The 26,542-nt window shown below is 42.7% G+C and carries 22 protein-coding genes; 11 read left to right on the top strand and 11 right to left on the bottom strand.

The genetic code is table 11. The annotated features are described in order from the left end of the window. Positions 1–339: 339 nt before the first annotated feature. Positions 340–2,760 carry an Ig-like domain-containing protein gene (locus tag ACOT0L_RS20510; RefSeq protein WP_000681217.1) on the top strand — a complete coding sequence of 807 codons (2,421 nt, stop codon included), beginning with the start codon at positions 340–342 and terminating at the stop codon, positions 2,758–2,760. 2,077 nt (positions 2,761–4,837) lie between these two features. On the opposite strand, the gene repHI2 is transcribed toward ACOT0L_RS20510, so the two are convergent. Both repHI2 and ACOT0L_RS20500 read right to left on the bottom strand, forming a co-directional pair. Then, positions 4,838–5,926 carry an IncHI-type plasmid replication initiator protein RepHI2 gene (gene repHI2, locus ACOT0L_RS20505; RefSeq protein WP_000159528.1) on the bottom strand — a complete coding sequence of 363 codons (1,089 nt, stop codon included), beginning with the start codon at positions 5,924–5,926 and terminating at the stop codon, positions 4,838–4,840. Positions 5,927–7,033: 1,107 nt separating this feature from the next. Further along, entirely contained in the window at positions 7,034–9,490 is a 2,457-nt protein-coding gene (locus ACOT0L_RS20500; protein WP_001232713.1) for an Ig-like domain-containing protein, read from the bottom strand. Positions 9,491–9,862: 372 nt separating this feature from the next. Between ACOT0L_RS20500 and ACOT0L_RS20495 the strand changes: the two genes are divergently transcribed. Next, a complete protein-coding gene (locus tag ACOT0L_RS20495; protein ID WP_000966518.1) occupies positions 9,863–10,489 on the top strand; it encodes a hypothetical protein in 627 nt (208 codons plus the stop codon). Between the two features lie 57 nt (positions 10,490–10,546). Here ACOT0L_RS20495 and ACOT0L_RS20490 read toward each other — a convergent pair whose 3' ends face one another. The 5 genes from ACOT0L_RS20490 to ACOT0L_RS20470 all read right to left on the bottom strand — a co-directional run bounded on the left by ACOT0L_RS20490 (position 10,547) and on the right by ACOT0L_RS20470 (position 14,594). Beyond that, complete coding sequence (locus tag ACOT0L_RS20490; RefSeq protein ID WP_000535423.1) at positions 10,547–10,828, bottom strand: hypothetical protein; 282 nt, start codon at positions 10,826–10,828, stop codon at positions 10,547–10,549. Beyond that, a complete protein-coding gene (locus ACOT0L_RS20485; protein WP_001805248.1) occupies positions 10,815–11,258 on the bottom strand; it encodes a hypothetical protein in 444 nt (147 codons plus the stop codon). Before ACOT0L_RS20485 ends, ACOT0L_RS20490 begins: the two co-directional genes overlap by 14 nt. 60 nt (positions 11,259–11,318) lie before the next feature. Continuing rightward, positions 11,319–11,495 carry a hypothetical protein gene (locus tag ACOT0L_RS20480; protein ID WP_000070862.1) on the bottom strand — a complete coding sequence of 59 codons (177 nt, stop codon included), beginning with the start codon at positions 11,493–11,495 and terminating at the stop codon, positions 11,319–11,321. Then, positions 11,492–13,183 (bottom strand): DUF4942 domain-containing protein, encoded by a 1,692-nt coding sequence (locus tag ACOT0L_RS20475; protein WP_000096325.1) that lies wholly within the window; start codon positions 13,181–13,183, stop codon positions 11,492–11,494. Before ACOT0L_RS20475 ends, ACOT0L_RS20480 begins: the two co-directional genes overlap by 4 nt. Positions 13,184–13,430: 247 nt before the next feature. After that, the gene (locus ACOT0L_RS20470; RefSeq protein ID WP_000114860.1) at positions 13,431–14,594 is read right to left on the bottom strand and encodes a hypothetical protein; all 1,164 of its coding nucleotides are present in this window, start codon (positions 14,592–14,594) and stop codon (positions 13,431–13,433) included. Between the two features lie 369 nt (positions 14,595–14,963). Between ACOT0L_RS20470 and ACOT0L_RS20465 the strand changes: the two genes are divergently transcribed. Next, complete coding sequence (locus ACOT0L_RS20465) at positions 14,964–15,776, top strand: DNA adenine methylase (RefSeq protein WP_001121574.1); 813 nt, start codon at positions 14,964–14,966, stop codon at positions 15,774–15,776. Between the two features lie 8 nt (positions 15,777–15,784). Here ACOT0L_RS20465 and ACOT0L_RS20460 read toward each other — a convergent pair whose 3' ends face one another. The 4 genes from ACOT0L_RS20460 to ACOT0L_RS20445 form a co-directional block, all read right to left on the bottom strand. Beyond that, entirely contained in the window at positions 15,785–16,639 is an 855-nt protein-coding gene (locus tag ACOT0L_RS20460; protein WP_000970401.1) for a hypothetical protein, read from the bottom strand. A 234-nt stretch (positions 16,640–16,873) separates the two neighbouring features. After that, positions 16,874–17,590 (bottom strand): zinc finger-like domain-containing protein, encoded by a 717-nt coding sequence (locus tag ACOT0L_RS20455; protein ID WP_000838219.1) that lies wholly within the window; start codon positions 17,588–17,590, stop codon positions 16,874–16,876. Continuing rightward, the gene (locus tag ACOT0L_RS20450; RefSeq protein WP_000594930.1) at positions 17,587–17,787 is read right to left on the bottom strand and encodes a hypothetical protein; all 201 of its coding nucleotides are present in this window, start codon (positions 17,785–17,787) and stop codon (positions 17,587–17,589) included. The genes ACOT0L_RS20455 and ACOT0L_RS20450 overlap by 4 nt, the downstream gene beginning before the upstream one ends. A gap of 19 nt (positions 17,788–17,806) precedes the next feature. Next, positions 17,807–18,859 carry a hypothetical protein gene (locus ACOT0L_RS20445; protein WP_001065778.1) on the bottom strand — a complete coding sequence of 351 codons (1,053 nt, stop codon included), beginning with the start codon at positions 18,857–18,859 and terminating at the stop codon, positions 17,807–17,809. A 476-nt stretch (positions 18,860–19,335) separates the two neighbouring features. On the opposite strand from ACOT0L_RS20445, the gene ACOT0L_RS20440 reads away from it, so the two are divergent. The 8 genes from ACOT0L_RS20440 to ACOT0L_RS20405 all read left to right on the top strand — a co-directional run bounded on the left by ACOT0L_RS20440 (position 19,336) and on the right by ACOT0L_RS20405 (position 26,450). Next, positions 19,336–20,211, top strand: a complete 876-nt coding sequence (locus ACOT0L_RS20440) for a RepB family plasmid replication initiator protein (protein ID WP_000594611.1) — start codon at positions 19,336–19,338, stop codon at positions 20,209–20,211. Positions 20,212–21,359: 1,148 nt separating this feature from the next. Then, positions 21,360–21,713, top strand: coding sequence for a hypothetical protein (locus ACOT0L_RS20435; protein ID WP_000423602.1), 354 nt, complete (start codon positions 21,360–21,362; stop codon positions 21,711–21,713). Positions 21,714–21,730: 17 nt separating this feature from the next. Then, a complete protein-coding gene (locus ACOT0L_RS20430; protein ID WP_001447770.1) occupies positions 21,731–22,081 on the top strand; it encodes a type IV conjugative transfer system protein TraL in 351 nt (116 codons plus the stop codon). An 11-nt stretch (positions 22,082–22,092) separates the two neighbouring features. Continuing rightward, positions 22,093–22,881 carry a TraE/TraK family type IV conjugative transfer system protein gene (locus tag ACOT0L_RS20425; protein ID WP_000783153.1) on the top strand — a complete coding sequence of 263 codons (789 nt, stop codon included), beginning with the start codon at positions 22,093–22,095 and terminating at the stop codon, positions 22,879–22,881. Beyond that, positions 22,881–24,152 carry a TraK domain-containing protein gene (locus ACOT0L_RS20420; RefSeq protein WP_000592092.1) on the top strand — a complete coding sequence of 424 codons (1,272 nt, stop codon included), beginning with the start codon at positions 22,881–22,883 and terminating at the stop codon, positions 24,150–24,152. The genes ACOT0L_RS20425 and ACOT0L_RS20420 overlap by 1 nt, the downstream gene beginning before the upstream one ends. A 1-nt stretch (position 24,153) precedes the next feature. Further along, positions 24,154–24,615 carry a plasmid transfer protein HtdO gene (gene htdO / locus ACOT0L_RS20415; RefSeq protein WP_000521242.1) on the top strand — a complete coding sequence of 154 codons (462 nt, stop codon included), beginning with the start codon at positions 24,154–24,156 and terminating at the stop codon, positions 24,613–24,615. Beyond that, complete coding sequence (trhB, locus tag ACOT0L_RS20410; protein WP_000351841.1) at positions 24,605–25,960, top strand: IncHI-type conjugal transfer protein TrhB; 1,356 nt, start codon at positions 24,605–24,607, stop codon at positions 25,958–25,960. Before htdO ends, trhB begins: the two co-directional genes overlap by 11 nt. Positions 25,961–25,967: 7 nt before the next feature. Continuing rightward, the gene (locus ACOT0L_RS20405; RefSeq protein ID WP_000377632.1) at positions 25,968–26,450 is read left to right on the top strand and encodes a hypothetical protein; all 483 of its coding nucleotides are present in this window, start codon (positions 25,968–25,970) and stop codon (positions 26,448–26,450) included. Positions 26,451–26,542 lie beyond the last annotated feature (92 nt).

Genomic DNA, 26,542 nt, shown 5'->3' with positions numbered 1-26,542 from the left:
TATATGCCGTCCGTTAACGCATTTATATCTGACATACCTAATTTATCCTGATTCTTTTTTACATAAAGTAAAAGCATCACTTAATGCGATATGTGGATGCCGATAGTTTCAGGCTAATGTTATAAGTTTTGCAATCGTTGCCAGTTTGGACACCACAGAAATGTCAGATGTAATTCCAAAAAGAAAGATTTCCGTCCTGAACGCACAATAAGGTTTGTCGAAAGGCAAATTATAGATTTGTAATTTCGAGCACCATATGGAGAAGTTTTTTATACTTTTACGAACATAGTGACCTTTAGGAAAAGCTTAAAATAACACCAAACCTAAAGGGGAATAAGAATGAAACATCTCGCTTTTATTACTGCTGTAGCCGGACTCGGTATGTCTGTTCAGGCCCCAGCTCAGATATATGAATCGGCCTTTAAAGACACGAACGGTATTGAGATCCACGCCCCGTCTTCTCGTCTTATGCTTAATCCGGCATCACCGGTAACTTTGACACTTATTTCAGGTCTTGATCGTTTCGTTAATGTCAAAGTCACGAAAGACACTGGAACTGTCATTCTTAATACTACGACTACACGGACGGGTGTATCAGACCGACTAACAGCTGCTGACGGTAGTGAGTTCTACGGCAAAAAAGTAACTTTGCCTGCTTTGGGTGAAGGCAAATTTGTCGTTCAGATAAACGTGTTAGATCTCAATCAGAAGCCTGTAGCGACCTATAACTATAACTGGCTAATTGATGTCACCCCTCCAGCGGCAAATGCTCTTACCGCTAATACTGGTTCTGGCTCTACCGCTGGTGACGTGTGGAAGCTTGGATTAGAGGCAACGGGGCAGTATGACTTCACCTCTTCGGGCGTAAGTGATGCAAATGGTATTGATAAGGGCCTAATATATATTTACAGGCAGGACGGTAGCCTCTACAGCACTACACAGATGCAGTATGACGTATCCGGCCAAAAGATGTACCACACTTACTCTAAGAATTCAGTTAAGGGAACCGGAATACCAGACAGCAACCTGGATGAAGACTTTACTGCAAAAGTTGTTATCTTCGATAACGCAGGTAATAGCCGAACGCTGCCAACTCAAAAATTTCGCTACGACAACACGCTGGGTGAGATGACACTGTGGGCCGTTCATGATCCAAATACGTCTTCCAGCGTCGTACCCGGGGTTTCTAATTATCCGGCTTACAAAGCCGGTATGGTCGTTAACGAAAACCCTATTCGATTAGTCTACCGGATCCCAAAATCTAACTACCGTGCTTATTCAGAAGGTGGGCTTCAGTTCATCAATCAATATTCCGCCCCCAAAGAGATAGCTGTAGACAGCACTTATGCTTATGTTGAAATGACTCTTCCCTATGGCTCAATTAATGGGGATATGGCTCGTATGGCGAACTTTGGCCAGTGGGGAGGGTATTATCCGTCATACAGCCTCGTTCTAAACCCATCTGCAAACCAAACGCCTGCATTTGCGGGTACCTGGGTAGATTTCCTCGATGACAAGGGGAACTGGGTTAAGTGGAAGGATTTTGAGAGTGTGGCTTCATCACGACTGCCAATTAAAATTTCCCGACTTCGTTTTAACGTTGAAGCCCGGCCCTTTGCACAAGAGATCGGCGGTAAGGCGACCTGCACCATTCCGGCAGGAAAAACCTCGTGTGAAGCGCCTGAGACGTTTGATATGGCCTTGGGTACCCAGGGCTACAATAGGATCCTTTACTTCGTTCGCAGCATCAGCAATCCCATTTTGCGGTCTGAGCAATGGATTATGACACGCTGGAACAATAAACAACTGCCGGTAATAAACTCGATATCATATGACGAGACTAACAAGCAGCTGGATGTACTGGCGTCACTTGAAGGCGATGGTAACTGGTTCGACTCGGTCTCATTGAGGGAATTTTATCTTTCCGATAAGAACACCGGTACCCGGATGTCACCCACAGGCGTAATCAAATCTCGTATCTCAGGTAACTACACGATTGCTTATGATTTATCCCGTCAGTCTGAAGGAAAATACAACGTTGAGGTCAACATCAGGGACTTCTTCCAGAACCAGACCAATAAAACTTTCGGAGAAATTGCTCTGGATAACACTCCTCCGACAGTGGCCATAACATTCGACGGAAAGCCGGTAAAAGACGATACGGTAGTGTACGGCCTGGAGAACCTCAGGATCGCTCTGGCAGATAATCTGACAACCCCGAGGATAACCCGTCTTCAGCTCGTAGGTGGCCCCACAGCTGATAACGTTGAGCTTACGTGGTCACCGGCAGGCAAAGATACATACATGCCTGAGTATCCGAGGCTGTTCCCAAATTTCGAACCATCTGAAAATTATTCAATTAGCGTAACAGTTGCCGATAGTCAGTCGAATACCAAAACCTATACTCAGAAGTTCAGTTATCTACCGAATAACCTTGTGCAGTTACATAATCTACGCACATTATCGGTCAGTTCGCCTCTCAAAACGACAGATGGCGTACCCCTTGCGTACCTGTCCACTAACGTTCTGCGTAAGACAAATGGAGAAATTGCTAAAGGGGTCCAGAACGCAACGCTGACTGTGCGGAAGGATGCAGCCTTCGGTATTAAATTTAACGGGGCACAGGCGGCTCCAGGTGAGTCAGTTGAGGTGCAAATAGATATGGGCCAGGGGGATAATCTTCTGTTACCCGTTTATCCTTCCGAAAATGGGAAAGTTGGCACCTCAGAATTCATGATTCAGATCGACGAGTTGAAGTAACTACCCGGAGCCGACAGTAAAACTGACGGCTTCAATTTTACTGCCCTCCTTGACTCCGATCAGCCAGTACGTCTTCAGAGATTCGCAAGGAAGAACCGAAAGAAAAGTTACTTTAATCGTACGTTTCCAGCGATGCTTTTAAAAGACAATGCACACTCGTTGATTACGACAATGGGAGTGAGTGTCGAAACCCTTGAGTAAGGATACCCGGTAAATATACAGCCCCGGGGATCCTCTTCCTTCAACCGGGGATGACAACGGTAGTGAGTCCGGCAACTCACTCCCGTTGTCACTTCTCTGACATATCGTCATACGAGCTTACTCAAGTGCATCCACAAAGATGGGATCGTTTTGAATCTAAACTGGTACTGGTTAGCCAGTCACTTGCATCTATTCCCCCGTCGATACTTAAGTGACAATTGTAGTGATCTGCAATACTGGTGTCTCAGAAACACTGACGACGGTAGAGACTCAATACCCTAACCCCTGACAACAGGAGTGAGCTTAGAGGTGTTACGCTGCTGTCACTTAATGCTTGGGAATTGCCTGACTCACAACCATTGTCATCCGGAGCTACTGATTAACGTTGAACCGCTGGACTTTAATGACAGTGGTAGTGATGGATAGGCTCATTTCCATTGTCGTCATTTTATCGGACAAGCCTCTTCGTCCTACAGGTTTAAGCTGACAATGGTAGTGATTGGATGATCTCACTACTGTTGTCACTCAGTTCTTTGAGCGGACCCTTCCCTCGGTTGGTCGGCATTAACAACGGTAGTGACTCGATTGGCTCACTGCCATTGTCATCGTGTAAATGACGTACCTTATCAGCTCAGCTGAAAGCAATGACAACGGAAGTGACTCTAATTGCTCACTGCCATTGTCGTCGTGTCTATTGAGAGCCTTATCAGTGCACCTGAAAAGCAATGACAACGGTAGTGATTCTAATGGCTCACTACCGTTGTCACCGTGTGTATTGAGAGGATGGTCCACTTAACTGGACGTCTATGACAATGGTAGTGACTTTAATAGCTCACTACCATTGTCGGCGTGTGAATTGAGAGGATGATCAGCTCAGCTGTACGGCCATGACAATAGTAATGACTTAATGAGCTCACTACCGTTGTCACCCTGTTAATTAAGAGGCTCATCTGCTCTTCTGGAAGGCTATGACAACGGAAGTGACTTGCTGGGCTCAGTGCCATTGTCGCCGTATGAATTGAGAGGATCATCCGCTCTTCTGGATGGCAATGACAACGGTAATGACTTAATAGGCTCACTACCGTTGTCATCCTGTAAGTTAAGAGGTTGATCTGCTCAACGGGACGACTATGACAACGGTAGTGACTTGCTGGGCTCACTACCATTGTCACCCTGTGAATTGAGAGGTAGATCCGCTTAACCAGACGTCCATGACAACGGTAGTGACTTTCTGGGCTCAATACCGTTGTCACCCTGTGATTTAAGAGGTTGACCCGCTCTACTGGACGGCCATGACAACGGTAGTCACTTTCTGGGCTCACTACCGTTGTCGCCACATAGAATGAGAGGAGCATCAGCTCAGCTGAACGGCAATGACTACAGTAATGAGCTGGATGAAGCATAACCATTGACATCTGGCCCAACCGGAAGCCGTATTCGCCAATCCAATCGAGATTCACAATGGCCGTGACTCGCCGCATTAAGTTCCGGTGTCCTCCCAAAGCTGAACGCACACTCGGAGGACAATGACAATGCCAGTAAGGTACACATCATTACCATTGTCACTATAGCTACCAGAGAAGCCGGGATTTGAATGTCGATGGTAGTGAGTGGGTCAACTCACTGCCATTGTCACCCCGTTACGATATTTTCCGTTGGATGTACTGGCCAATGAAGTAAAGCGTAGAAACCGGGTGTTAACAGGTGACTCAGGAGAAAGCGTTGAATTCGCAATCTCGATCTACATAGGGTGGTAGAGAACAATGACAACGGTAATGACTTTTGACTCATTACCGTTGACGTGAAAGAGCGGGCTGGGACTAACGAAAATCGAAGAAGTAATTTAGCACCCGGAGCCTGAACCGCCGGGTTAACTTTAGCTGGCGTTGCTGTTCTTTTTCTGGCTTCGAAGACTACGAATATAGCGCAGTTCTTCAGCGGTTAAATCATGGACGGTAAGAACATCATCGCCGTCTATCGGGTCAGCTGGTGGGCATAACTCACCTTCTAAAACAGAAGACCCTGAGTTCTCTTCTTCATCTTCAACCACTTCTAAAGGAGGCTGAGTATTGTTCAAATTCAGATCGGGATCCCGCTTATGAATCTGGAAGTATACTTTTCCGTCTTTCTTAATTTCGGTGTACTGGAGGTATCCTATCGATGCCAACTCTTCAAGAGCCTTTCTCACGGTAGCATTCTGACTATTTGCTCGTGTTTTGAGGTTCAGACGATTTTTCAGCCGAGTAAGGGATATCGGTATAGGATTTGGCGGTAATGACTCTATGAACGTATAGAGAGCCTGGGCGCTTTCCTTCTTGGCCAACTCCTTAATTGCCTTCAGCTGCATCAAAACCTTATGATCGTATTGATAGAGCTCGAAAATCTTAGGATCAACCTGAAGGACAACCTGATCTGATTCCGGGTCTAACAGGGCAGACTGTACCAGATGCGTTGTATAGACTTTGGACGAGTTATTACTGGTGAACGACAAGGTAACGGATGCTAACCTGCGTAAGGAGGCGTCTATACGTTTTCTGGACGCTGTAGATGAGCGATAATTTTCAGGCGTACATAGCTTGAGGAATTCAGTGAATTTTAAGCTTATCGTGTCATTGTTAATCGGATGATTGGCATAGGTTCGAATGATGCCCATCCACGTCTTAAAATCTACTGACATATCAAGACGCTCACCGACAATTGAAATATTGGTGAACCCCTCGCTCTCCATTAAAGAGAGCGTCTGTAACTCTTTCGTTGCGTCAAAGCCAACCGTTTTATATTCCCGATTTTGACGCCCCACACTCTTTGGTGATGGGACGAACAGCCCGAGCCGCATCAAAGCAATAGACTGCACCGTACGGTTGCTGTTAGGACGCAAAATGATGTCTTTACCTGATTCTTTCTCTCTAACAGAGAAAGCCCTGGTGACCAGGTCCTGCTGCTCAGTATCTTTCTCTTTAGTCATAATAAGTTATCACTGAATGTGTAAACAGATTGGTGAATAGTAAGCCCCAGCGAACTCTATGTCACTGGATGGATCATTGTGATGATCCATATCTGTGCATAAGTTCTACCTAAAAAAACGACTCCACTCATTAAAACTTGGCAAAAACTCTTTGCATACAATGACCTGCAACTCTTATCAACAACGGATCAGATCAAGTTAAAAAGATCTAATGAAAAGTCACTACTATTGTCGCTCTGATCACTACTGATGTCAAAAAACTCATTACCAACGTTATAATAATCACTACCAATGTCAAAATAATCACTACTGTTGTCACTGATCACGTCTCAGGCCTTGTGCCGTCTGGCCTGGAGGCAGCGGGGATCTCTTTTGATCTATCAGGAACACTAAGGTACTAATTATTGGAACTACCTTGTGGAAAATGGGGATAAATAAATGCTTAGTTCTTATACAGGTCTCAACTTGCCTCCCTGATAAAAACTGTCGTCAAAGCTAAATCACAGCCACAGGCATTTTCGGTGGATAAATTTTTGAGAAATAGAAGCATACATGCAGACTCGTGTCGCAAGTAATTGAAAGTAATAATTTATTTAAATAATGCGAGTCACCTTACCTTACAGTGGAAGTTTAAGTCTAACCTCACTACCATTGTCACTTAAAATCATTACCAACGTCGAAATAGTCTCTACCATTGTCTTTTAAGTCACTCCCGTTGTCACTTATGTCGCTACTGTTGTCAGTGACAATGCTCCAGCCCAGTAACCATGCGGCCTACAGCGTACCGGGATCTTCTTTGTACTCTCTGGCACCTTTGGGATCATTTATTGGATCTACATGAGGGATAAAATCTTTTGACGATTTCGTAGTGCAGTTATACCAGCGACTTAGCAAGACAAAAGCTGCAATTTAGTGACGAGTTACTAGTCTGCCCAACAAGAGCAATGCAGAGAAGATATGTGGTGAAATGACCATGGTAGTGAGTCTAATCACTACCATGGTCCGCAGTAAGCGTTACTTACGCAATGAACGTCGGACTGATTTGCAACAACATGGGCTACGGCGCATCAGAAGACGGCCGTTGTGCTTCAGCAAAACAGCCCTGCTTTATTTTAATTCTTCAATGTTAATCATGAACTCAGATCTGCCTGTAAGGCCGGATACAGCAGGGAAAATAGGAAAGCTACGGCTGTCCCCGAGCCCCAAATCCAGTTGAAGCTCTTTGCTTTCACCTGGCATCGCAGAAACACCATTTACAGTCACGCCGAATGCAGCGTCCTTACGGACAGTAAGCACTGCGTCCTGAAGCCCTGTAGCGATTGAACCATCCTTTTTACGCAGCTGGCTGGCATACAGAACAGCCAGAGGAGTATTGTCAGATGTTTTGAGAGAAGCATTGACAGCTAAGGTTTTCAGATTCTCTAGCCTGACGAGATTGTTTGGAAGGTAGTTAAATTCGACTGAGCTTTCTTTAACGTTGTTCATCTCATCTTTGGCCTGAACTGTGAGAGTGTATGTTTCGCCTTCATTAAGAGACGGAAAGATCTTGGGATAATTAGGTGCATACAGGTTGTTTCCCAGATTCACCCAAGACAATTCCACCGCATCAGAAACAGGGCCACCGCGAAGAGTCATACGGCTTAAGGATGGTTTAGTTAGAGCATCGGTGAGCTGTATACGGACGTTCTCCAGCCCATATACTGTTACGTTTTTGCTGATCGGTTTTCCTTCGTAGCTAATACTTACAGATGGTGCTGTATTATCAACGACAACAGTTTGATAAGGGAGGTTACCGGTATTGTTGAATGTATCTTGGGCATTAATTACCACGTTATAACTGCCTTCTGGTACCTCTTTCATGTTGAACTCATACGTGTAGTTCCCAGACGCCATATTTCTACCTGTTTGTTTGCCGGTTACGCTTATTTCTGCGTTGTTACGGTTTTTATCTGACAACCAAACTCGATTTACATAAACATGGTCGAAATATGAACCATCTCCAGGTTGATTCACGTAAACCTGGAGAATGTTGGTGGTTTCAATGTAATCAAATCCAGTGACGGAGGGACCCAGTGTATGCCAGGCTATATTCTCCCATATAGGGGCAAAGAAGGTTGCTTCGGTGGTTGACCTTACTTCATAGCCACTATGAAGATAGCCGGTAGTGCCATTTATAATATCCTGGGGCAAAGAGACGGTACAGGTTGTTGAGCCAGCTGGAATACTGCATGTTGCTCCGCCAGTGATTTTTTGATCATATGGCCTAGCCTGTACATTGAACCGGATATTAGTAAGTTTTATAGGCATATCAGATGCCTTGAACAGGTTCCAGTTTACGCTGTTGAACCATGTTCCATCAGCCTTTTGTCGTTCTATGGGTGAACTTCCCCAAGCCGGACTCTTTACAGAGGCAGGATCCCAGTTGAGCCAGCTGGCATACTGACCAAGATCTCCTCCAGACCATTGATATGTATTCACAGGTCTATAGTAGTTTCCATCTAAGGCACCCTGTGGCAGCTTAACTTCCACGTAGACATAGGTGGCATCTTCGGAAAGGACCTGTACTCCGCCATAGTTATTGGTAATGCTCATGCCACCATTTCGATATGGCTTCCAGTTAGTTCTTGGGATACGTATAACCAACTTGTAGGGGTTTTCCAGCACTGTAAGGCCTCGTTTAAACGGGACGTATCCCGAAGAAATGCCGGGTACAACACTGGTGCTTACACGTGAGTCATGAACTGCAAATGGCGTAAATTCTCCCATTTGATCGTCATATAAAAACCGCTGGGGAGGAATGTTAAGCGTATTTCCTGCCAGGTCCGTAACGATGAAATTGAAGGTGAATTCTTCATCAAGATCACTTGAGGGCATGCCAGCCTGGGTGTTCATATCTTTAATCCACGGATAGAACGCACGTTTATTGGCTGTGTCATAACTCAGGTTATTGTCGGAGACCACAGAACCATTACTTCGTTTAATGACAAGACGGATCTTGGCAATTCCACTAGCATCCTCAATACCGTCTGCAAATATAGAAAACTGGCCACTACCGCCTCGGCCCAACTCCCAAAGTGGCCCAGAAAGTACCATGTCGTAACCTGCGTTTTGACTCGGATAAATACTCTTATAGCGTGGAGGAGTTGTATCAACGATGAAATGATAAGTAGATGTGCTCACTACAGTCTGGCGAATATCCAGAGTTTCATTGACTACAGTAAAGGTCCCTTCTCCGAGCGCCGGTAGAACCATATCCTTTCCATAGTATTCTGTTCCATCGGCAGCAACGATACGATCTGCAACGCTCGTTTTGGTCGAGACGGAGGAATACATAACCTTTTTATCGCTGTCTCGTGTGACCGTCACTCGCTCGTACCGATCAAGACCCGATATCAAGTTCAGAGTCAAAACACCAGCGGGATTAAGATATGTTTGTGTTGCAGGCTTAATATTCCGAACAGCCTTATTGGTATCTGTAAATGAGTAGCTAAATACCTGAGCATGTGCCGAAGATACAGTAGCAAGGGCAGTTGCAACCATGCAGCCAATTAGAGTTTTACGCATATGATGCTCCGGGAATAGGTTATAGCCTTATTCTACGGATTCAGCCTACAAGGTCCGGTCGGATAAAGTGATAATTTGCCTGTTAAAAGAGACATCAAGTGAGAAAGCAACCAACGTACAGAATGCAAAATGGCGGCAGTGCATCTGGATGACGCAAAAGTAACTTTTTGTACCCACTTTTTTGGATTTTAGCCTTCAAAATGAGTATTCAACCAATCATAAAAGTAACTTTTGATAGACGCTGCTCCTTTATGTTTGCCAATTGTGCTGATATGTTTTTAAATTCAAGGAAGCGAGATTTTAAAAGCATCTGTTGAGTCAAATTTATGTAAAATAACAGGGTAACCATCACTTCTAGGTTGAGGAAACCCAATGTTATACATGCTCTTATGCTGTTTTCTGATGCTCAACAGTACATTCGTTATGTTCAGAGCAATGTCTGCAATAAGTAAAGGATCCGCTAAAGAAAACCGGTCTGAAATATCGCTGATAGTCCTAGCAACACTTGGAATTGCATCACCATTCATTGTCGCAATGATTACTATTAATGAAAGTATGACATCTAAAACAGTAACAGATTTTTCTTTGGGTGCTCAGTGGTCCGGAATGGTTTCAGCGGTAGCGCTAATGGGGTTATATGCTCGACGCGTTTGGAAAGAGAAGAAGTCCTTATTTACTGGCGCTTTCCTGGCCTCTTCCTTAATGGCCTTTATTTTTACTGACAGCCTTGTTTTCGTATCCCAGAAGGACACCGGCGTTCTGGCTACTTTCGTACTCGATAAAAACGCTGGAGATATTGATTGTAGTCGCCCGGCTATGATTGTCCATTACAGTAAAGGTGTTCCAACGGACTGGCGTTGCCCAACCAGTATCATGTTGATGGCGTATTCTTCATATCCTTTTTTACCTTGGCCTGAGTATAGCCATGGTACCAGCCAGTCTCTTACGGTTGTTATTGATACATTTATGGAAAACGCTGTTAATCTCAGTCAAAAATAATAAATAAACCTCTCTAGTGAGAGGTTTTATAAACCTGAGCCACCAATCTAATTAACTCTATATTTTTGTTTTAGCTTTTTTAAAGGTAGACTTACCGAATAAAACAGCAATTATAGAGCAAAGGCCTGGCGTTAGGACAAAAGCTAATAATGCACTGCCAAAACTTGTCATTTCAGGCACCACGAACCAGCTGATAGGCCACGTCAGGGCAGGTAAATTTAGCGGATCATAAAGCGCATGTAGAGCGCTTAACACACAGTAAAGTGCTAAAAAGCAAACTAGATAAACAACGATCCACATTTTAATTTGCTCAGCAATTTCAAATTTAGGACTGCCCATGCTTTACCTCAGTGGCTGAATATTGATGGTTAATATCTTTAATCACCCGTAAGCACTTAGTGCATACCTTAGTTCGATTTGTCTGCTTGTCCAGAGTGTATTTAACTTCAAGTTGACCTCCAGCATTAAGCAAAGTGAGCATCTCATCTTCTAACACGCTTCGGTAAATGGTCTTGTCCGAGAGTGTGCCCGGTAACGAGTACTCAACATAATTGTTTGAAACTCTTACCGATTTAGGGATTTTACCACTGAGCTGGATTTCATTCGTTGAAGGCATTACAGTTACTTTAATCACAGTTGCCGGTGACCAGAAATCCTGATAACGCACTTTATGAATTTTATCAGCTCTAAGGCCTAACCACACATTTCCGGCGATAAGAACAATAAGCAATCCATAAACTGATCGTCGAATGTTACGCCTTTTAATCACAATGTCCCCCATCCCTCAAATATCATTCTAAATAACTGCACCAGGATATCATGAGCGTAATTAAAAGAATTCTTCATAACCGGGGTTTTCAGTTGAGTTTGCGGACTCTTTACTTTGCGGTTTCTCGCCCTCTATTTGAGTATCCCTGACAGGTTTGGATTTACCCATGCTCCTCTGAAAGGTATCCATAACAAACTCAATATCTTCTTCTGGCAGGCTGGTGGGTTGGTTGCTCATAGGACTTCCTCTTGTTGAATACGTTCGGCGTACAGGATGCGAACCGAAACGGTCGTGTTTTCAAACTCGTTCTCAAAAACGTCCATCCATTCCGTCCGGAATTCTTCCCCCAGAAGGTTATCGAGCCCCTGAAGAGATAATGGAAGAACGGCTGCTAGAGATCCCCCGGCTGCGAGATGAGATGCAGCTGCCTGGAGATGCAGCCTGGCCCGGTTATCGGCAAAAGGTGGGTTCATCACGACATAATCAAACTTCTTCTGTTGATTAGACTTAGACCATGTGAGGAAGTCAGCTTCTGTCGTATCGTATCCCTTAGCCCGGGAGATAAGGCAATTCAAAGTATCAAGCTCGATGCCAGTAACGATCACACCGGCAGGGAATGATTTAAGCAAATCCGCATGGCCAATATTAGGCTCCAGGAGGGTATCCCCTTCCCCTGCACCGAGCAGGGAATATACATATTCGCTGATTCGGCAAGATGAAGGGTAAAACTGATGCGATACAATATCAGGCATCTCCCCTATCTGGCCGATGTAACGAATAACCTCACACGGATCATAGGAAAATGTCACATCGTATTTTGTTACTGTTGCCCCTAAGAACCGAAGGGTGTCAGCGGCAACACTCGAAGATTTGCGTTCGGCGAGAGACCCTAAAGATGTCCAGCAACTCCATTTATTGTCCCCGTCATTTTTAAACATTAGTTCAGAAAGCTGCATCCGGGTATCAAAGTCGATGCACTGCTTAAGTACAGGGAATGCCTCCAAAGATTTCTTGCTATGAGCCATGCGGTCGGCAGGTAATGCCAGCGGTACGATAGCTGATAAAATATTGTTAAGCCGCTCGGCGATATCAGGGTGGACGTCAATATGCATTGATCCATTTTTGTAAACCCTGAAACGAATACTGTTGCCATCGATGCAGATCCATTTTCTGAACCCCTCATGTTCGACCAACGCCTCAACCAATGATTTGGTGTTATGGATCGCCTTCACCTGTTCGCCACGGAAGAATGCGCATATAACGCGGAGCTCGCTCAGTGGTGAAATGCCAGACTCTTTAAAATCCACCCTTAATTTCTGCCAGGGGTATTTAGACGGCTCGCAAACTCCGGTAGTGATCATGCGGGTGGAGAACCCAAAAGCTTTGTTTGTCTTATGACTGCGGCTCAGAGACTGGAAGACGTCGTAAACCCTTTCTTTAATAAATTGATTGCGGTCATTAAGCAAAGCAACGACTGTGCCTACTACAGCGTCAGCTGTGAAATCAGGGATCACCTGAGGCGGCATAATATAGCGGTCGGCCGTAAACTGCTTATCCCATTCGTTACGTTTGGCATCCGACATGATAGGCAAAACATCAGTGAGTGCCATAACGCGTTTCCAGTATTCAGATCTCAGAGCGTTTTCCGCGAACAAGGCATCCGCTTCAGAGATACTGTGGTTGTAGCCTGAGAGATAAGAATAAAGTTTCTGGTGATTGTGGGTTTTGAACTGGACAGCCATGTGTTTCAACAAGCAGAGTTCATCATTATAGGACTCAACAAGATCCGCGATAATGCCGAGCTCTTTGCGCATATCTGGAAGAAATGTTTCAGAAGAGCTAACCACCAGGCTATGAGAGGTTGTTAAAGCCAGTACGCTGTGACCTGCATTATCGGGTTTAGCTTCAGAATCAAGAGATGACATTTTACCGGTCCTTTAGAAAAAACTTTTACCAGGATAGCAACGTCGCTCTGTAACCTAATAGGTTCAGTGACACGAAAAAGTTTTTTATGTCTCTGAATAAAACTTAAAGATGTCAACTCATAGAAAGAAGCAAAAAAAAAGCCCCGCATAAACGGGGCAAGAACGATACATGGAGGTTTAAAAAAGGCGGGCAAAAAGCCTGAATCCTTAATGACTCTGACAAAACCAACACTTTGCCAAAAGTAAATTATTCTGCGTCCGGCTGTGGGTCAGTATCCTGATCGGTCTCTTCCCCTGCCTTCTTAGCATTTTTTTTACGTGGGTATTTTGGCTTCTCACCATTAAGTTTTGCCTGACGATTCTCCGCACGGCGAAGCTGCTTGTTCTCTGATTCTGTGATCTCTTTTGAAAGATTTCTCAGCATCTCCAGAGTACTGCGGTTCAACGTAATGTTGATTTCTTCGTCAGCACTTGAATCTGTCATCTCCGGCAATTCAATATCCCCCAGTTTCTGTAATAAGCTGGTGGTGATGAGTTTGACGCCTTCTACGGCTTTTGTGGCAATAACCGGCGGAATCCGTGCTGGCTTGAAGTCTGAAGGTCTGACTCGTACCTGACCATGTTGGGTTTTTTTCACCGTGATGCCATTCGCATCGGCCTGCTCAAGTTCCGCGATCATCTTCTTGATACGTGAAATTGCTTCTGTTTCACCGAGCTCATCGATCAGTGAAAGCACGTTAACATACGAAATAGCGTCAGCATGAATCCATTTCTTGATAACAACAGAACAGGTTGTCAGGCGGATAAGAGAACTGATGGTCGTCGGGCTTTTATTTTCACGTTGAGCAATTCGTTCGAGTGACCAGCCAGCAAGAGAATGTAGGCGACGATAGGACTCGCCAAGCGCAACAGGAGAAAGCGCAAGACCACGGTTACCATCAATGGTCGCGAGCTCACAGCCAATTTCATCTTCTTTAATCTCAACGCAAAGGATTGTGATGTCATGATCTTCATCACATGCCATCATTGCGGCTTTTAAACGGCAGTGCCCCTGGCGAACAAAAGGTACCCCATCAATGACACGTACTCGGATAGGGTCTACATAGTCACCTCGAATGTAGGCATTCTTGATGTTGTAGATGTGTTCTTCAACCTCAGGGAGCTTATAGTAATCGTCACCCATTCCCATTTCGCGGGAGTTGAAGCCTGGCGTGACCTGAATTACTGAAGGGTGGATAGCCCATGCTTTCTGGTCACTTACTTCAGTACAAAGTTCAGGGTTTGCATCACGGAACTGTTTAAGCCCAGTGACGTAACGACCTGTGCCAGTAACTACTGAAAAGGCAACATGGGCCGTTTTAAAGACCTTGTCATTAGCTTGCTGTGTAGGTTCTGTCAGTAAAACACTCATAGGGGCTCCGTTACATTTTTCTGCTTACTTTCTGCGTAGCGGGGATACTACCGAAAAAAAAATCCATAATTTTTCGCAAAAAAGGTACTTTTTGAGCCTATTCTGATTTTTCACAAAAAAAGAGGGCTCCCCATTTCTTGTGATGGCATCAAAATCGCTTCATAAACAAAGACATAAATCCAAAACATAAAGTTCAGGTATCAGTGAGGAAAAATCTTATAAATCCGCAATGCTGAAAGTCAAAACTGTGCGTCTTAAACAACTTTTTTTTGCTCCCTAAGTTATTAGTTAAAGCCCGTGGTTAGGTACGATACCAGCACCTAAATTTCTCTCTCAGGTATAGACACTTTGACTCGACATCTCAGACACATGCCGATAATCAAATGGGCTGGTGGAAAAACGAAACTGATGCCTTTCATCAGCCATCACTACCCACACGATCATAGTTGCCGGTGGGTAGAACCCTTTATAGGCGGTGGTGCCGTTTTTCTGAACATGTTTGCACAAAATGCATTGCTTGCAGATAGCAATCCAGACTTGATCAACCTATACAGGACTATTCAAAGACAGAAAACTAACTTTATAAATCAGGTCCAAAACCTAGCGGATAAAACCTTTGTCGAAAAGGACTACTATGAGATGAGGGACCGTTTCAACAAAACCTGTATTTCTGGTCAACCGCTTCAAAGAGCGGCTTTGTTTTACTCCCTGAATCGCCTGGGCTATAACGGTATGTGCCGCTATAACTCAGAAAGAATCTATTCAGTGCCCTGGGGGAAACATACAGAACTGAAGCTTGACTTCAATAAAATAGACTACCTTTCATTTCGTCTTTCAGGTATTGAACTGATCACCGCTGGTTTTGAGGAGACTCTGGCCGCAACCGGCGAAGGAGATCAGATTTATTGTGATCCGCCATATGACAAAACAAGCAAAACTAGTTTTGTCAGTTACGATGGTAAACCGTTCAGCCAAAGCGACCACGTGCTGTTAGCAAATATGCTCGTTGACGCTCACAGAAAAGGCGCTGCTGTTGCGATATCAAATAGCCTGACACCATTCACTTTGGGCCTCTATGAAGAGCGTGGATTCGTCATACACAGACTCAGCGCTTACCGATCCGTAGGAAGTAAGCCAAATACACGGAAAACGGAAACAGAAATACTGGCCGTGCTGAAATAGAGTTAATTCTAATCAACGGGGCTAATCCATTCCTGAAAAGTTAATACCTCAGGGTGAGTTCGTTGAACATAAGGTATAAACTGAAGCTCTTCTATTCTCCGGTCGCCCCTCTTTCCTTCGCAAATAAATGAAATGAGTCCTTGCTGAGAAAGCCCAGTAAGGACGCTCATAAGTCTTATATTTAGAGTTTTAAGCTGTAAGTCGTTATTAATGTCCTCCACTTTATGAGAGCTCTGGCCTGAACGTTTAAGATACTCGTAAACCATGAAATTCGAATTTCGTCGTTTTAACAATTTTTCGGTTATGCATTCCTGAATGAAACCGCCAAGAGCATCTAAAAGCGGACTGAGAACTACCGGGAAAGTTAATGTGTAACTTTGAGAAGTTTTAGACAAAGTAAATGAATTTAGAAAGCTAAAGTTAAGTCTCTTTTTTGAATATGGAGCGTAAGCGACAAGAGTAGTTGACATAACAGTAAGTAAAGCTTCAAGATGTTCCACTGTTATTAATGTGGTTTTATCTGTATTTCTTAGATTATGGAAATCAATAAACGCTACTCTTGAACGGCTAAGCCAATCTTGTACTTTAATGTCGATAGAAAATTGCGATATATGATTTGAACATTCATTTTGGTTGATAGGGCATGCAGACGAAAGATGGTTATGGATTATCATGCATAGCACAAAAAAAGGAAATCGGCAGGCTGTGGGGCATTGAAAACCGGTTAAAGAAAGCTTAGACGTTTCATATGCGCTTACCGGAAAAGTAACTTTTCTTAACGTTGGCTTTGACGATGTTCTTGCATTTTTACAAATGAAACCGAGACCCAGATCATTGTGCATTTTAAAGTCCATCTCCATCATCACCTTTTAGCCTTAACTGTATGGTATTGGTATACAAAAAATTAAAAATTATAATTAATAAGATTATCATTTTTTTACTATTGAAAAGGTTGTGATAGAGGGGAATTTAAATGTAAAAGATTTATACTCGCAGATCTTTATGAGGGATAAAACCCATTGCGTAAGCAACAATATTACGTGAGTGAGTCCTAACGACAGTTTAAGTCTTGGCTCTATATTTAAGCAGTAAAACATTTAACTGTCTTGGAGTTTACTTAACTTAAAAACTGTTATTGCAGCATAATTTTTCGAATCAAAATCATAGAATTTTCTGACTTTTCCAGTCAAATGATAACGTTCACCCAATAAAATGTGATCCTGTTTATCGGCCGTTAAAGCGATCCCGTCATTTCTAACTTTACCAGTAAATGTAAAAAAATAACTCCCTTTACTTTTTGCGTACGCGGCCCTGACTTCAGTAAATGTTAGTTCAATGCTTATGACCTGGCCGATATTGTAGCTATGTTTTAAAATTTCTTGTTCATTTTCCGGAGTTTCAGACAACATCACATCAAAGGTTGTAAAGAAACAATCCAGCTGGCGTTCTGTCAAAAAACGGTTATTGTCTAGTTGCGCCAATATACTATTAGAAAACTTAGTGTTAGCCTTTTTTGCTTTCTCAATAAGTACGTGGTTTCTGGATTTCCATGCTTCGAGTGTTGGGTTAACACGCAGTTCCGGAATGTTATCGAGAAAGGTAATTGGCTCTAGTACCACTAATTTTTCAATAATGGGTCCAACTGTTTGCACCCCATGACACTTTTCACATACATCAGCCCCTTTGTGGCCTGTGCCCGCACATTCGTTACATTCTCTTTCGATAGGTGCATAATAATTTCCATCTCCGTTAAGGGATACATTCACTGAGGCTGGTACCATATGACCATCAAGAGTAAAGAAAAGAGATTTCATTTTCGAAACACCTCCAAACGTGCCTCTACGATTGCTACAGCTTCTTTCACAGTTTTTTCATAGTGGTCATGCCCTTCAGGAAATTGGTCAAAACGTTTACCGTGTTCTAACTCTTCCATGTTGCGTTTAAGGACTTCATGAGTTAGAAGCAAATCATTATAATTATCGATAAGAGTCAGCTTTATAGGTTTAATCACTCAACTAATCCTCGGTTTTTTATTCCTTAAGGAGATCTCGAATTTCCAGAAGCTCTTCTAATTTTGGTTTAGAAAGAATGATTGCTGTATTTTCGTCGTTAAGTAAAGACAATAAAATATTTAGCTTTTCATCATTCAAGATTATTTGAACACCATCATCAGAAAATATTACATTTTTACTATCAACATTTTTGAACAAGTGTGCACTATCTCTACCAAATTTTAGTTCTGTTTGAGTATTCGTTATAGATTCCGTATGTGTACTTTCCACAAGCTCAAGAAATTCAGATTTTAGCCGTTCTGTTTTCTTATGCGAGAGGCGCTTAATACCCAAAGTCTTACGTGTGACTGCCGAATTTTTCTTTTCTGGTCCGCCTTTATTTAAGGTGTCTGGTCCTGCTCCAGCTGCATTGTGTTCAGGTATGCCTACAATTTTGCTCGTTGTAGTCTCAATATTCTTAACGCCAGGTAAGAAACCTTCTATATGTTTTAAAACCATTTTGTGATCGTTGGAATATTTTAACATTATTTCAATGGCGAGCGTTTTTTTGATTAGATTTAGGCTAATCAAACGTTGAAGCTCTAATGGCATATCAAGGATTTTTAGCATATTACGAATTGCGGTAGTTGATCGTTGATATCGCATTGCTAGTTCTTCAACCGAATACCCGAGACTAACAGCATGAGCTAATGCATGAGCTTGCCCAACCGGATTTAGCCCATTGCTTCTGTTACCATCGAGGTTCTCAAGGTATTCTTCAATTTCGTTTTTATAATCGATTAAGATAACAGATAATTTTGGAATATTAGCACCTTCAGAAATTGCTAATTTTAAGCCATGAAAACGAGTATGACCTTGACGAACTAAATATTTACCTTTTCTTTTTACGACCTTGATCATATCAACCTGCCTTCCTTCCTTAAAGGCTTGTTTGATTGACACAATCATCGATTTGACAGGTTCTTGTTCGTAACACAAATCTCCGATTACCGCCTCTCGGGGATTAAATCCCTTTTCAATTTCAACTAGATTAGTATCCACTTCAATGACTGTATGTTTGCTGTTGTTCATATCTTCCTCCTGTTTACTACATGATACATGAACCTCAAATTTGCCAAATAGGGCTGATACATCTAAAAGGTAAACTCAAAAAATTTGCTTAATAAAATTAAAATAAAAACTGTCTTGAATAAAACAATGATAGTAAACCCACTTTCATTTCCGTTTGCGATCTGTAGATATTGATAAAGGAGCGCTATTCCTTGTTTTATATGGACTTATCATTGTTTTCAACAGGTTAGATCAATTCTTTAGATCACTAAAGATCAATAGAGTTCAAGTAAAGATCACGGCATCTTTAACTCATTGATTATAGTAACTTTATGAAAGGATCCGGCATTCGGATGCATGCGAAAAGCATTTGAATGAATAAGGAAGGCATTTACTGGAATGCTTATGGCATTTAGGTAAATGCGTAAAAAGCATTTGCAAGAATATGTTATAAACAGTTTGCCAAATGAAAATCTTATCACCGACGAGTTAAGTTAATGATTAAAAACAACGAGTTAATCCATCCTTTTGACGTAACCAGTAATGAATCAGGTAAGACTTATCAACTGACGCCTAACTCGTCCAAGTCGGTTCAGCCCGTGGCCCTGCTGAGATTGAGTGTATTTACCCCTGTCGGCACAAAAGAAAACCGCGACCGAAACTTTGAAGTTGATGCCTCTGATGAGCTTTCGTGTATGGAAATTGCAAGATCGGAGGGTTATGACGACATCAAGATAACTGGTGTCAAACTATCTATGTCTACCGACTTTAAGTGCTGGCTCGGGATCATCATGGCTTTCAGTAAATATGGTTTTACTTCCGAGAAGATTAGCCTGACTTTTAACGAGTTTGCGAAGATGTGTGGTATCAGTTCAACAAACATCAACAAACGAACTCGTGCGCGCTTTAAAGAGTCATTAATGAACCTTGCATCGGTAGTGCTTGCCTTCTCAGACTCTCGTAGTGGTCGGTTCACAGTAACGCATCTGGTGCAGAAGGCTATGATTGATCCAAAAAGCGATACTGTTGAGCTGGTTGGGGATCCTTCTATGTGGGAACTGTATCGTTACGACCATAAGACATTGTTAAGCCTTCAGGTTCTATACATTTTGGCTAAAAAAGAAGCTGCGCAATCTCTCTATATTTATTTTGAAGCAATGCCAGCTGGTACGTTGTTCGTTAATATGAAACGGTTGAGGGAAAGGTTGCTTCTTACAACCCCTATTCGTACGCAAAACCAGATAATTCGTAAAGCAATGCGGGAACTTGAATCTATCGGATATCTCGATTATCAAGAAGTTAAGAAAGGTCGCGACATACAATTTCAGATCTTCAAAAGAAGCCCTAAGCTGGCCCTTGCCAAACAAGGTTGAAAGCTATCTGGTATGCACTGGTTATAACCTGCTGAAAAATAAGTTATTTATCAGTGCTATGCTTAGTGCTTCTTTTACTACTGGTCTTACATCTCGGCTTAATGTGCAAAAAAGTAACTTTTCAAACGAACTCCTGACTATTCATCTGTATGCCTTTCTGACTCAAGCGTACATGCTAGCCCATTCATTAAATGCCGTTGAGCAAGATGGTTTCGTGCGCACTCTATTCACGTGAATGCCTTTTGTGGATTACGCCTCTTACATTCATACAAATGCTTTTGATGTCGGTATCCCAAAAATTCATTCATTGAAATGCTTTTGTTTGCCACTGTATCCCGAGCATAGCTATGCAGTGGTATAAAAAGGCATTTTGGTGAATGGCATTAGGTCGAATGACACACAGTTCAGCTTTGTTAAGAGCGAGAATGGTCCAAGACATCTATGACATTGGGCATCAGAAGGACTATGTGCTTGATATGAGATCAAAAAAATATCAGAAGCATCACAACTCCAATGGCATTCAAAGAAATGCCTTTGTTTTGTTAGTACACCAAACAACCCAAAATTCATGCAGTTATATCAAAGACTCATTCGCAAAAGGACTCAGCCAGAAAGCATTTGCTTAAATAGCATTGGCCAAAAGCATTCGAATGAATGATGTTCGTATGGACAAGACAAAGTCCCACTCACGCCCAGAGGTGTAAAAGGCATTTAGATGAATGACGCACCGGCCCGAGGATTGTATGTAGTTTCTCCAACTGATAGTTGCCGAACCAGGGAGCACAGTGATATGCGGCCTTCTCAGAATCAAGAGATAGATAATAAGGGAACAAAAAAGATTAGATATGAAGCTTAGTTACCTGCCCGATATCTAGTTAGAGCTTTTCAAACCATCAAAAGTGACTTTTATGCTTGAGGAGTCTCATCAGCTTCAGGATTGAGCTTAACGTAATCTTACCCCCTCCCCTCTTTCAAACTTTTACTAAGCGTTCACTGGTACCTTTCAAAGATTATGCTTTAGGCCCTTTGCTTAAAAATTCACCAATCGCTAAACGTTAAAAAAAGGGGGTTTATGCGAACGGAAGGATCGGAATAAAAAAGTATTATTCATTCGCGTTTACGTGAACTCAAATCTACACGGAGTAATTATGGAACTTTCTTTAAATATTGGCCTTAGTGAAAAGAAATCTAACACGGCTGCACTTTTTAAAACAAAAAGCGCAAAAGTGATTTTGTTTGTTCTGCTGACCGTGCTTTTTTGCGGTCTGGCATATGCGGGTTCAGATGATGGGGCACTGGGAGATATTTGGTCATACATGAGTGAAAGTATGACTGGAGCTCCGGGCAAAATTCTGGCAGCCGCGATGTTGATCTCAAGCGTATATTTCTCTGTCCTTAAGCCTAACCCGGGCCTGGCACTGGTTTCATTATTCATGATGCTGGTAATGGCCAACGGCGAGAAAATTATCAGCACCTTTATGGATGCTGGCGTACCGCTGTAATTTATTGTTAATCATGCATGAGGGGGTTCATCCCCCTCTCTGGATTTTTAATGAGTAAGCAGAACGACGTTCCTCAGCATACCTATAGATTCCCTTTCAGGATCAACATGCCTCTACTGATTTTGTTTTGGGATGCCAAAAAATTAGGGCTTGCATTCATTCTGGTTGCATTTGGGAATATCTTCGAATGCTTCGGGTTTTCTGTTGTAGCAGCGGTTGTGTATTGGATTGCGTATAACAAAGCAGCTGAGTCAGGAATAAGAGGATTGCTAAAACACAAACTCTGGTGGCTCGGTTTTTTGCCAGGTAAAGCAGTTTTTAGTAGCCGTTATTTCAACGATCCATTTATCAGAGATTTGTATTCTTGATGGAGCTATGAATGAAAATGCTAAGTGGCATTAACATCCCTTTTTTCAAAAAATCTAAAAAGGATGAAAACGGTGATCTTGAACAGTCATACGTAAAGAAAGATGAAAGTGCTAAGGGACGTTTTTTGGACATTAAAAAACGATTTAGCCCACAAGCTGAAGCGTCAGGTGCTGGAATTACATACAGCGCCCTGATTAATCGTGATACAAAACTTATCCGCATTAATACTGTTTCAATAGCCGTCATTGGGTTATTGGTTGCAAAGATTCTTTTTTTCACTGACCCAGTGACGATTGTTACCCCTCCAAACATGAATGAAGAGATCACGGTTGTTGGTAACAAAGCATCGGAATCTTATAAAACACAATGGGCTCTCTTTTTTAGTACCCTTTTAGGGAATATTAATCCAACTAATATTTCCTTTGTGACGGCCTATGTCCTCGATGCCCTTTCACCTGAACTACAGGCTAAAACGAGTGAGTCTTTACAGGAGCAGATAAATATCATGCAGGCTCGTGGTGTTGAGCAGACCTTTAAGCCTAATGATATTTACTTTGATCCAAAAAATGACATGGTCTATGTCTGGGGTACCAAAACGACTCGACTTGTAAATGTTCCGGACAAAACTGAATCATCGAAATGGACTTATGAATGGGTTCTCGGGATGAAAAATGGTCGCCCAAGAATTGCATATGTAAATCAATATTCCGGAACACCGAATATTAAAAAAATTACGATAAACGGCAAAGAGCAACTGGCAACGCTGGATAATCCGCCACCGTCTACAGGTAACAAGTGATGATTAAAAAAAAGGGCTTAGGCTTCAACGCAATTACAGCATTGATCATGCTCACGACTTCGAACTGCGTAATCGCTGAAGAATACCAATTGCCAGCAACAATTAATAACCCGGTTGTAATGCCAGTTGGTGCTGACGGATTTCAGAATGGAGCTGCAAAAGCCATTATTCCGGGTCAAGCTGGTTCTGAACAGTCAGGTGCACAAACAAACCTTAGTGAAGCCGGTAATGCGCAGGGACAAAAACCTACAACTGATCTCCCTACCGTGCAACTTTCCCCAGCCAGCAATGCTTCGCCTGCGGTAAGCGCTATTACTGGAGCATTATCAAATAATCCTAGTCTCCCCGGATTTGACGCACAGACCCGATCTGGTGCAATTGATAGCTATGGGAGACCAACAGGTACCTCTTCCCAGCAGAATGCAACCAATGCGACCGCCACGTCAAAAGCCGATGAACTTTATGTCGAAGCTCGTAACCGATATAAAGAAGTTCAGCGTGTAAATGTGCCGCCTGGTGGGAATGTGGTACTGCCAGTTTCACGAGGACTTCAAAACAGAATATCGACCAGCTTCAAGAATGCTTCTGTCAGTACTTCTACCCCTGCTGAAGAGGCAAGCATATTTGTTAATGGTGGCGATGTCTTTATTTCAACTAATACCGATAAACCAATCGGGATTATGTTGTCTGAAGATCAGGTACCTGAATCGACCTATAACCTGACCCTGGTACCGCTTGATGTTCCCGGTGCGATGATTTCAGTTACTACATCTTTAAGCCCATCTATGCAAGCCAAACGTGAAACCTCATTGGATAAGCAAAACTATGAGGAAATGTTGGCCCGCTCCCAGTCAGAAGAACTGGCTCCAACGGATCCAAAACAAGACGATCATAAACAAAGAATCATTGATTTATTGACTCCTGTGGCTCTTGGTGAGGTCCCTTCAGGATTCAGTTTACAACAGGACCGACTTTCTCGTATTCCTGCGCCAGAGCAGTCACCATGTAACTTTAATATGTATGCAAAGCTCGGTCAGAGACTGGTTGGCTCACGTGAACTTATTGATGTAATTCTTGTGAAAAACGATAAACCATACGGTCAAATCGTTGCTGATCAGCAGTGTATGGCAGAAGGCGTTATTGCAAGTGCTTTATTTGATAAAGCATACCTGCAACCGGGAGAAGAAACAGAGCTTTACATAGTCCGGGATAAATTGTTCAAGGAACGCGAGGCCCGGGTTACAACCAGACCAAGTCTAATCAGAAAATAATATGGGAAAAGTTACTTTGCCTGCTCTGCTTGGGGCCACCGTGATTGGTTTTGTCGTATTTGCTTTAACCAGCTTTTACTACAGGTCAGAATATATACCAAAAAGGAGTGTATTAATCGTTCCGGACGCACCCATTAGTATCGAAGATGGCAGTAACGCTTTTCCCGTTCAGACAGTAATAATGAACGATCCAACTCTTATTGATAAATTTGTAGGAGAGGGCAATATTAATGAGGAGAATGCTTTTGACTATCACAAAAGTAACGTTTTGGAACCTAATTACAAACATGAAATATCTAGAACGAGCCAGATAGATAAAGCTGAAATGAATCATCCATCTGTTCGTGAAAACTGGGCCAGAGCAGGTGAACCCTATATCGTTCCTCAGATGTCTGACAGCGAACGAAATCTAAAAATTAAACGATTCCAGAAACCTACAAGTGGAGCTAATCATGGACATTAAAAAGGCCTGGGAAAATAAGACCGTCAGACTTTCTGTTATTGGCGCTCTGCTGGTAGTGATTGTTTATATTATTAGCCAGTCTATTTTTTCCACACCAGTTAAGAAAGAAAAGAAAACACAGAAAAAAGACATGCAGACCAATTTGTTGTTAGATGATTCGCAAATGAACAAATTGAGTAATGAAGAAAGCCAGAAAGTATATAAAGAAATGGTTAAGCAAAACCGACTTGACCAAAATGCGGCGAAAGAGGACCGCGAAAAAGCAGAAAAAGCCCAACAGGAAACTAAAGCCCAAGTTGCAAGTTTAACTTCTCAACTTCAGCAGCTGTCTCAGCAAATTAATGATATGCAGACAAATCGAAACGGCAATCGTAACTTGGATGCTGGTAGTTCGCGTAAAACGATTAATGAGCAGGCACCGGCAGCTCCTTATCAGCTTAATGCTAATGCGCCGATTAATGGCGTAAACCCTAATTACGCTTCTATCACACCTACGCGTAATAGCCCAATGAGAACAATCACACAAAGTTCCATTAAGACTAATGGTACCGATGGTGTCATTCAGGTTATGCCCGTGTCTGAAAACAGAATCAAGGAAGGCAGAGAGGTCATTGCAGGAGATAAAGCGCCAACTCGGACTGTACGAGGTGATGGTACTGCGCCAGTTGATAGCAAAGCGCGGCATGCTGCCCGAAAAGATGAAATGTTTCTTCCGGCAACATCTATTATCACTGGTGTTCTGATTACCGGGCTTGAAGCGCCTACAAGCCTTTCTTCCAAATCAGAACCAATGCCAGTAACGATGCGTATTAAAAAAGATGTCATCATGCCCAATAATTTCACCATGGATTTGCGTGACTGTAACCTTCTGGGTTCAGCTGTTGGTGATCTGGCGTCACAGCGTGCTTACATACGTGCCACTTCTATCTCTTGTGTTAATTCAAAAGGGAAAGCTTTTGACGTAAAACTGGAAGCATATGCTGTAAGTGAAAATGACGGAAAAAATGGGATCCGAGGCACGCTTATCAGCCGAAATGGTAACGCAATTGCAGGAGCTGCATTTGCCGGTGGACTTTCTTCACTTGCCGGTAGCTTAAGTCCCAGTAAGGTATCTTCACTTAACATCGACCCTAATTCACAGGCTCAGTATCAGTCCCCTAATTTTGGTGCACTTGGGGCATTAGCCGGGGCTGGTGCAGCTCAAGGTGGTCTTAATCGACTCGTCGATTACTACACCGCAATTGCAGAACAACAGTGGCCAATCGTAGAAATTAGCCCTGGCCGAGCTATTACATTTGTCGTTCAGACCGGAACTACAATTCCAACGAATCTGACCAGTCGCTGAGGTTTAAATGGATAGTTTAGAAAAAAAAGAATCGCCTGAATCAGCTGGACCTGAAATCACTAAAAAAATGGTGCGAGAAAGGACAACAAAAAAAATTACCTTCGAAATTGATATTGAAAAAATATTGAAGTATTTATTTTTCTTCGCCTTTGCCGTATTGGTCATTATTTATGGTTATAAAGGCTTTATGAATGTTTACGATTACTTCAATAAACAATCCCAGCCTTCGTACAAGATTGCAGTGCTTGACATGCCTGAATTACGTAAGGAATTTTTCAAGCATCACGGAGGCCGTACTGCTGACAATGATAGATCTCAATTCGAAGAATATTTCAGAACATTAATGAAGATCTACCGTGACCGTGGCTATTTAATTATTGATGCAACGCTTGCCGTTACTGTACCGGATAGTGTTGAAATCGTCACTTATATGGAACTTGAAGATAGCTCTGAAGCGGTACAATCAAGTTCTTATAATGCAAAGAAGTAGAGGGCACCCAATAGTGAAAAAGTTACTTTTCCCTTTAATGGCGGCTTTCGCCATTATGGCGAATACGGTCACTTATGCTTCAGAGCAGGTCC

It is taken from the genome of Enterobacter cloacae complex sp. XAL002, assembly GCF_049236805.1.
GTDB classification, from domain to species: Bacteria; Pseudomonadota; Gammaproteobacteria; order Enterobacterales; family Enterobacteriaceae; genus Enterobacter; species Enterobacter intestinihominis.
Note: the sequence above shows the minus strand (reverse complement) of the source record. Positions and strands in the feature narration are given on the sequence as shown.

Excerpts from the sequence above, each read along its gene's own strand:
- ACOT0L_RS20470 (WP_000114860.1), bottom strand. The coding sequence starts at position 14,594 with ATGAGTGTTTTACTGACAGAACCTACACAGCAAGCTAATGACAAGGTC.
- ACOT0L_RS20420 (WP_000592092.1), top strand. The coding sequence starts at position 22,881 with ATGATTAAAAAAAAGGGCTTAGGCTTCAACGCAATTACAGCATTGATC.
- ACOT0L_RS20490 (WP_000535423.1), bottom strand. The coding sequence starts at position 10,828 with ATGGGCAGTCCTAAATTTGAAATTGCTGAGCAAATTAAAATGTGGATC.
- htdO (WP_000521242.1), top strand. The coding sequence starts at position 24,154 with ATGGGAAAAGTTACTTTGCCTGCTCTGCTTGGGGCCACCGTGATTGGT.
- ACOT0L_RS20435 (WP_000423602.1), top strand. The coding sequence starts at position 21,360 with ATGGAACTTTCTTTAAATATTGGCCTTAGTGAAAAGAAATCTAACACG.
- ACOT0L_RS20425 (WP_000783153.1), top strand. The coding sequence starts at position 22,093 with ATGAAAATGCTAAGTGGCATTAACATCCCTTTTTTCAAAAAATCTAAA.
- repHI2 (WP_000159528.1), bottom strand. The coding sequence starts at position 5,926 with ATGACTAAAGAGAAAGATACTGAGCAGCAGGACCTGGTCACCAGGGCT.
- ACOT0L_RS20460 (WP_000970401.1), bottom strand. The coding sequence starts at position 16,639 with ATGATGGAGATGGACTTTAAAATGCACAATGATCTGGGTCTCGGTTTC.
- ACOT0L_RS20475 (WP_000096325.1), bottom strand. The coding sequence starts at position 13,183 with ATGTCATCTCTTGATTCTGAAGCTAAACCCGATAATGCAGGTCACAGC.
- ACOT0L_RS20500 (WP_001232713.1), bottom strand. The coding sequence starts at position 9,490 with ATGCGTAAAACTCTAATTGGCTGCATGGTTGCAACTGCCCTTGCTACT.
- ACOT0L_RS20495 (WP_000966518.1), top strand. The coding sequence starts at position 9,863 with ATGTTATACATGCTCTTATGCTGTTTTCTGATGCTCAACAGTACATTC.
- ACOT0L_RS20445 (WP_001065778.1), bottom strand. The coding sequence starts at position 18,859 with ATGAACAACAGCAAACATACAGTCATTGAAGTGGATACTAATCTAGTT.
- ACOT0L_RS20440 (WP_000594611.1), top strand. The coding sequence starts at position 19,336 with ATGATTAAAAACAACGAGTTAATCCATCCTTTTGACGTAACCAGTAAT.
- ACOT0L_RS20465 (WP_001121574.1), top strand. The coding sequence starts at position 14,964 with ATGCCGATAATCAAATGGGCTGGTGGAAAAACGAAACTGATGCCTTTC.
- ACOT0L_RS20430 (WP_001447770.1), top strand. The coding sequence starts at position 21,731 with ATGAGGGGGTTCATCCCCCTCTCTGGATTTTTAATGAGTAAGCAGAAC.
- ACOT0L_RS20480 (WP_000070862.1), bottom strand. The coding sequence starts at position 11,495 with ATGAGCAACCAACCCACCAGCCTGCCAGAAGAAGATATTGAGTTTGTT.
- ACOT0L_RS20455 (WP_000838219.1), bottom strand. The coding sequence starts at position 17,590 with ATGAAATCTCTTTTCTTTACTCTTGATGGTCATATGGTACCAGCCTCA.
- trhB (WP_000351841.1), top strand. The coding sequence starts at position 24,605 with ATGGACATTAAAAAGGCCTGGGAAAATAAGACCGTCAGACTTTCTGTT.
- ACOT0L_RS20405 (WP_000377632.1), top strand. The coding sequence starts at position 25,968 with ATGGATAGTTTAGAAAAAAAAGAATCGCCTGAATCAGCTGGACCTGAA.
- ACOT0L_RS20510 (WP_000681217.1), top strand. The coding sequence starts at position 340 with ATGAAACATCTCGCTTTTATTACTGCTGTAGCCGGACTCGGTATGTCT.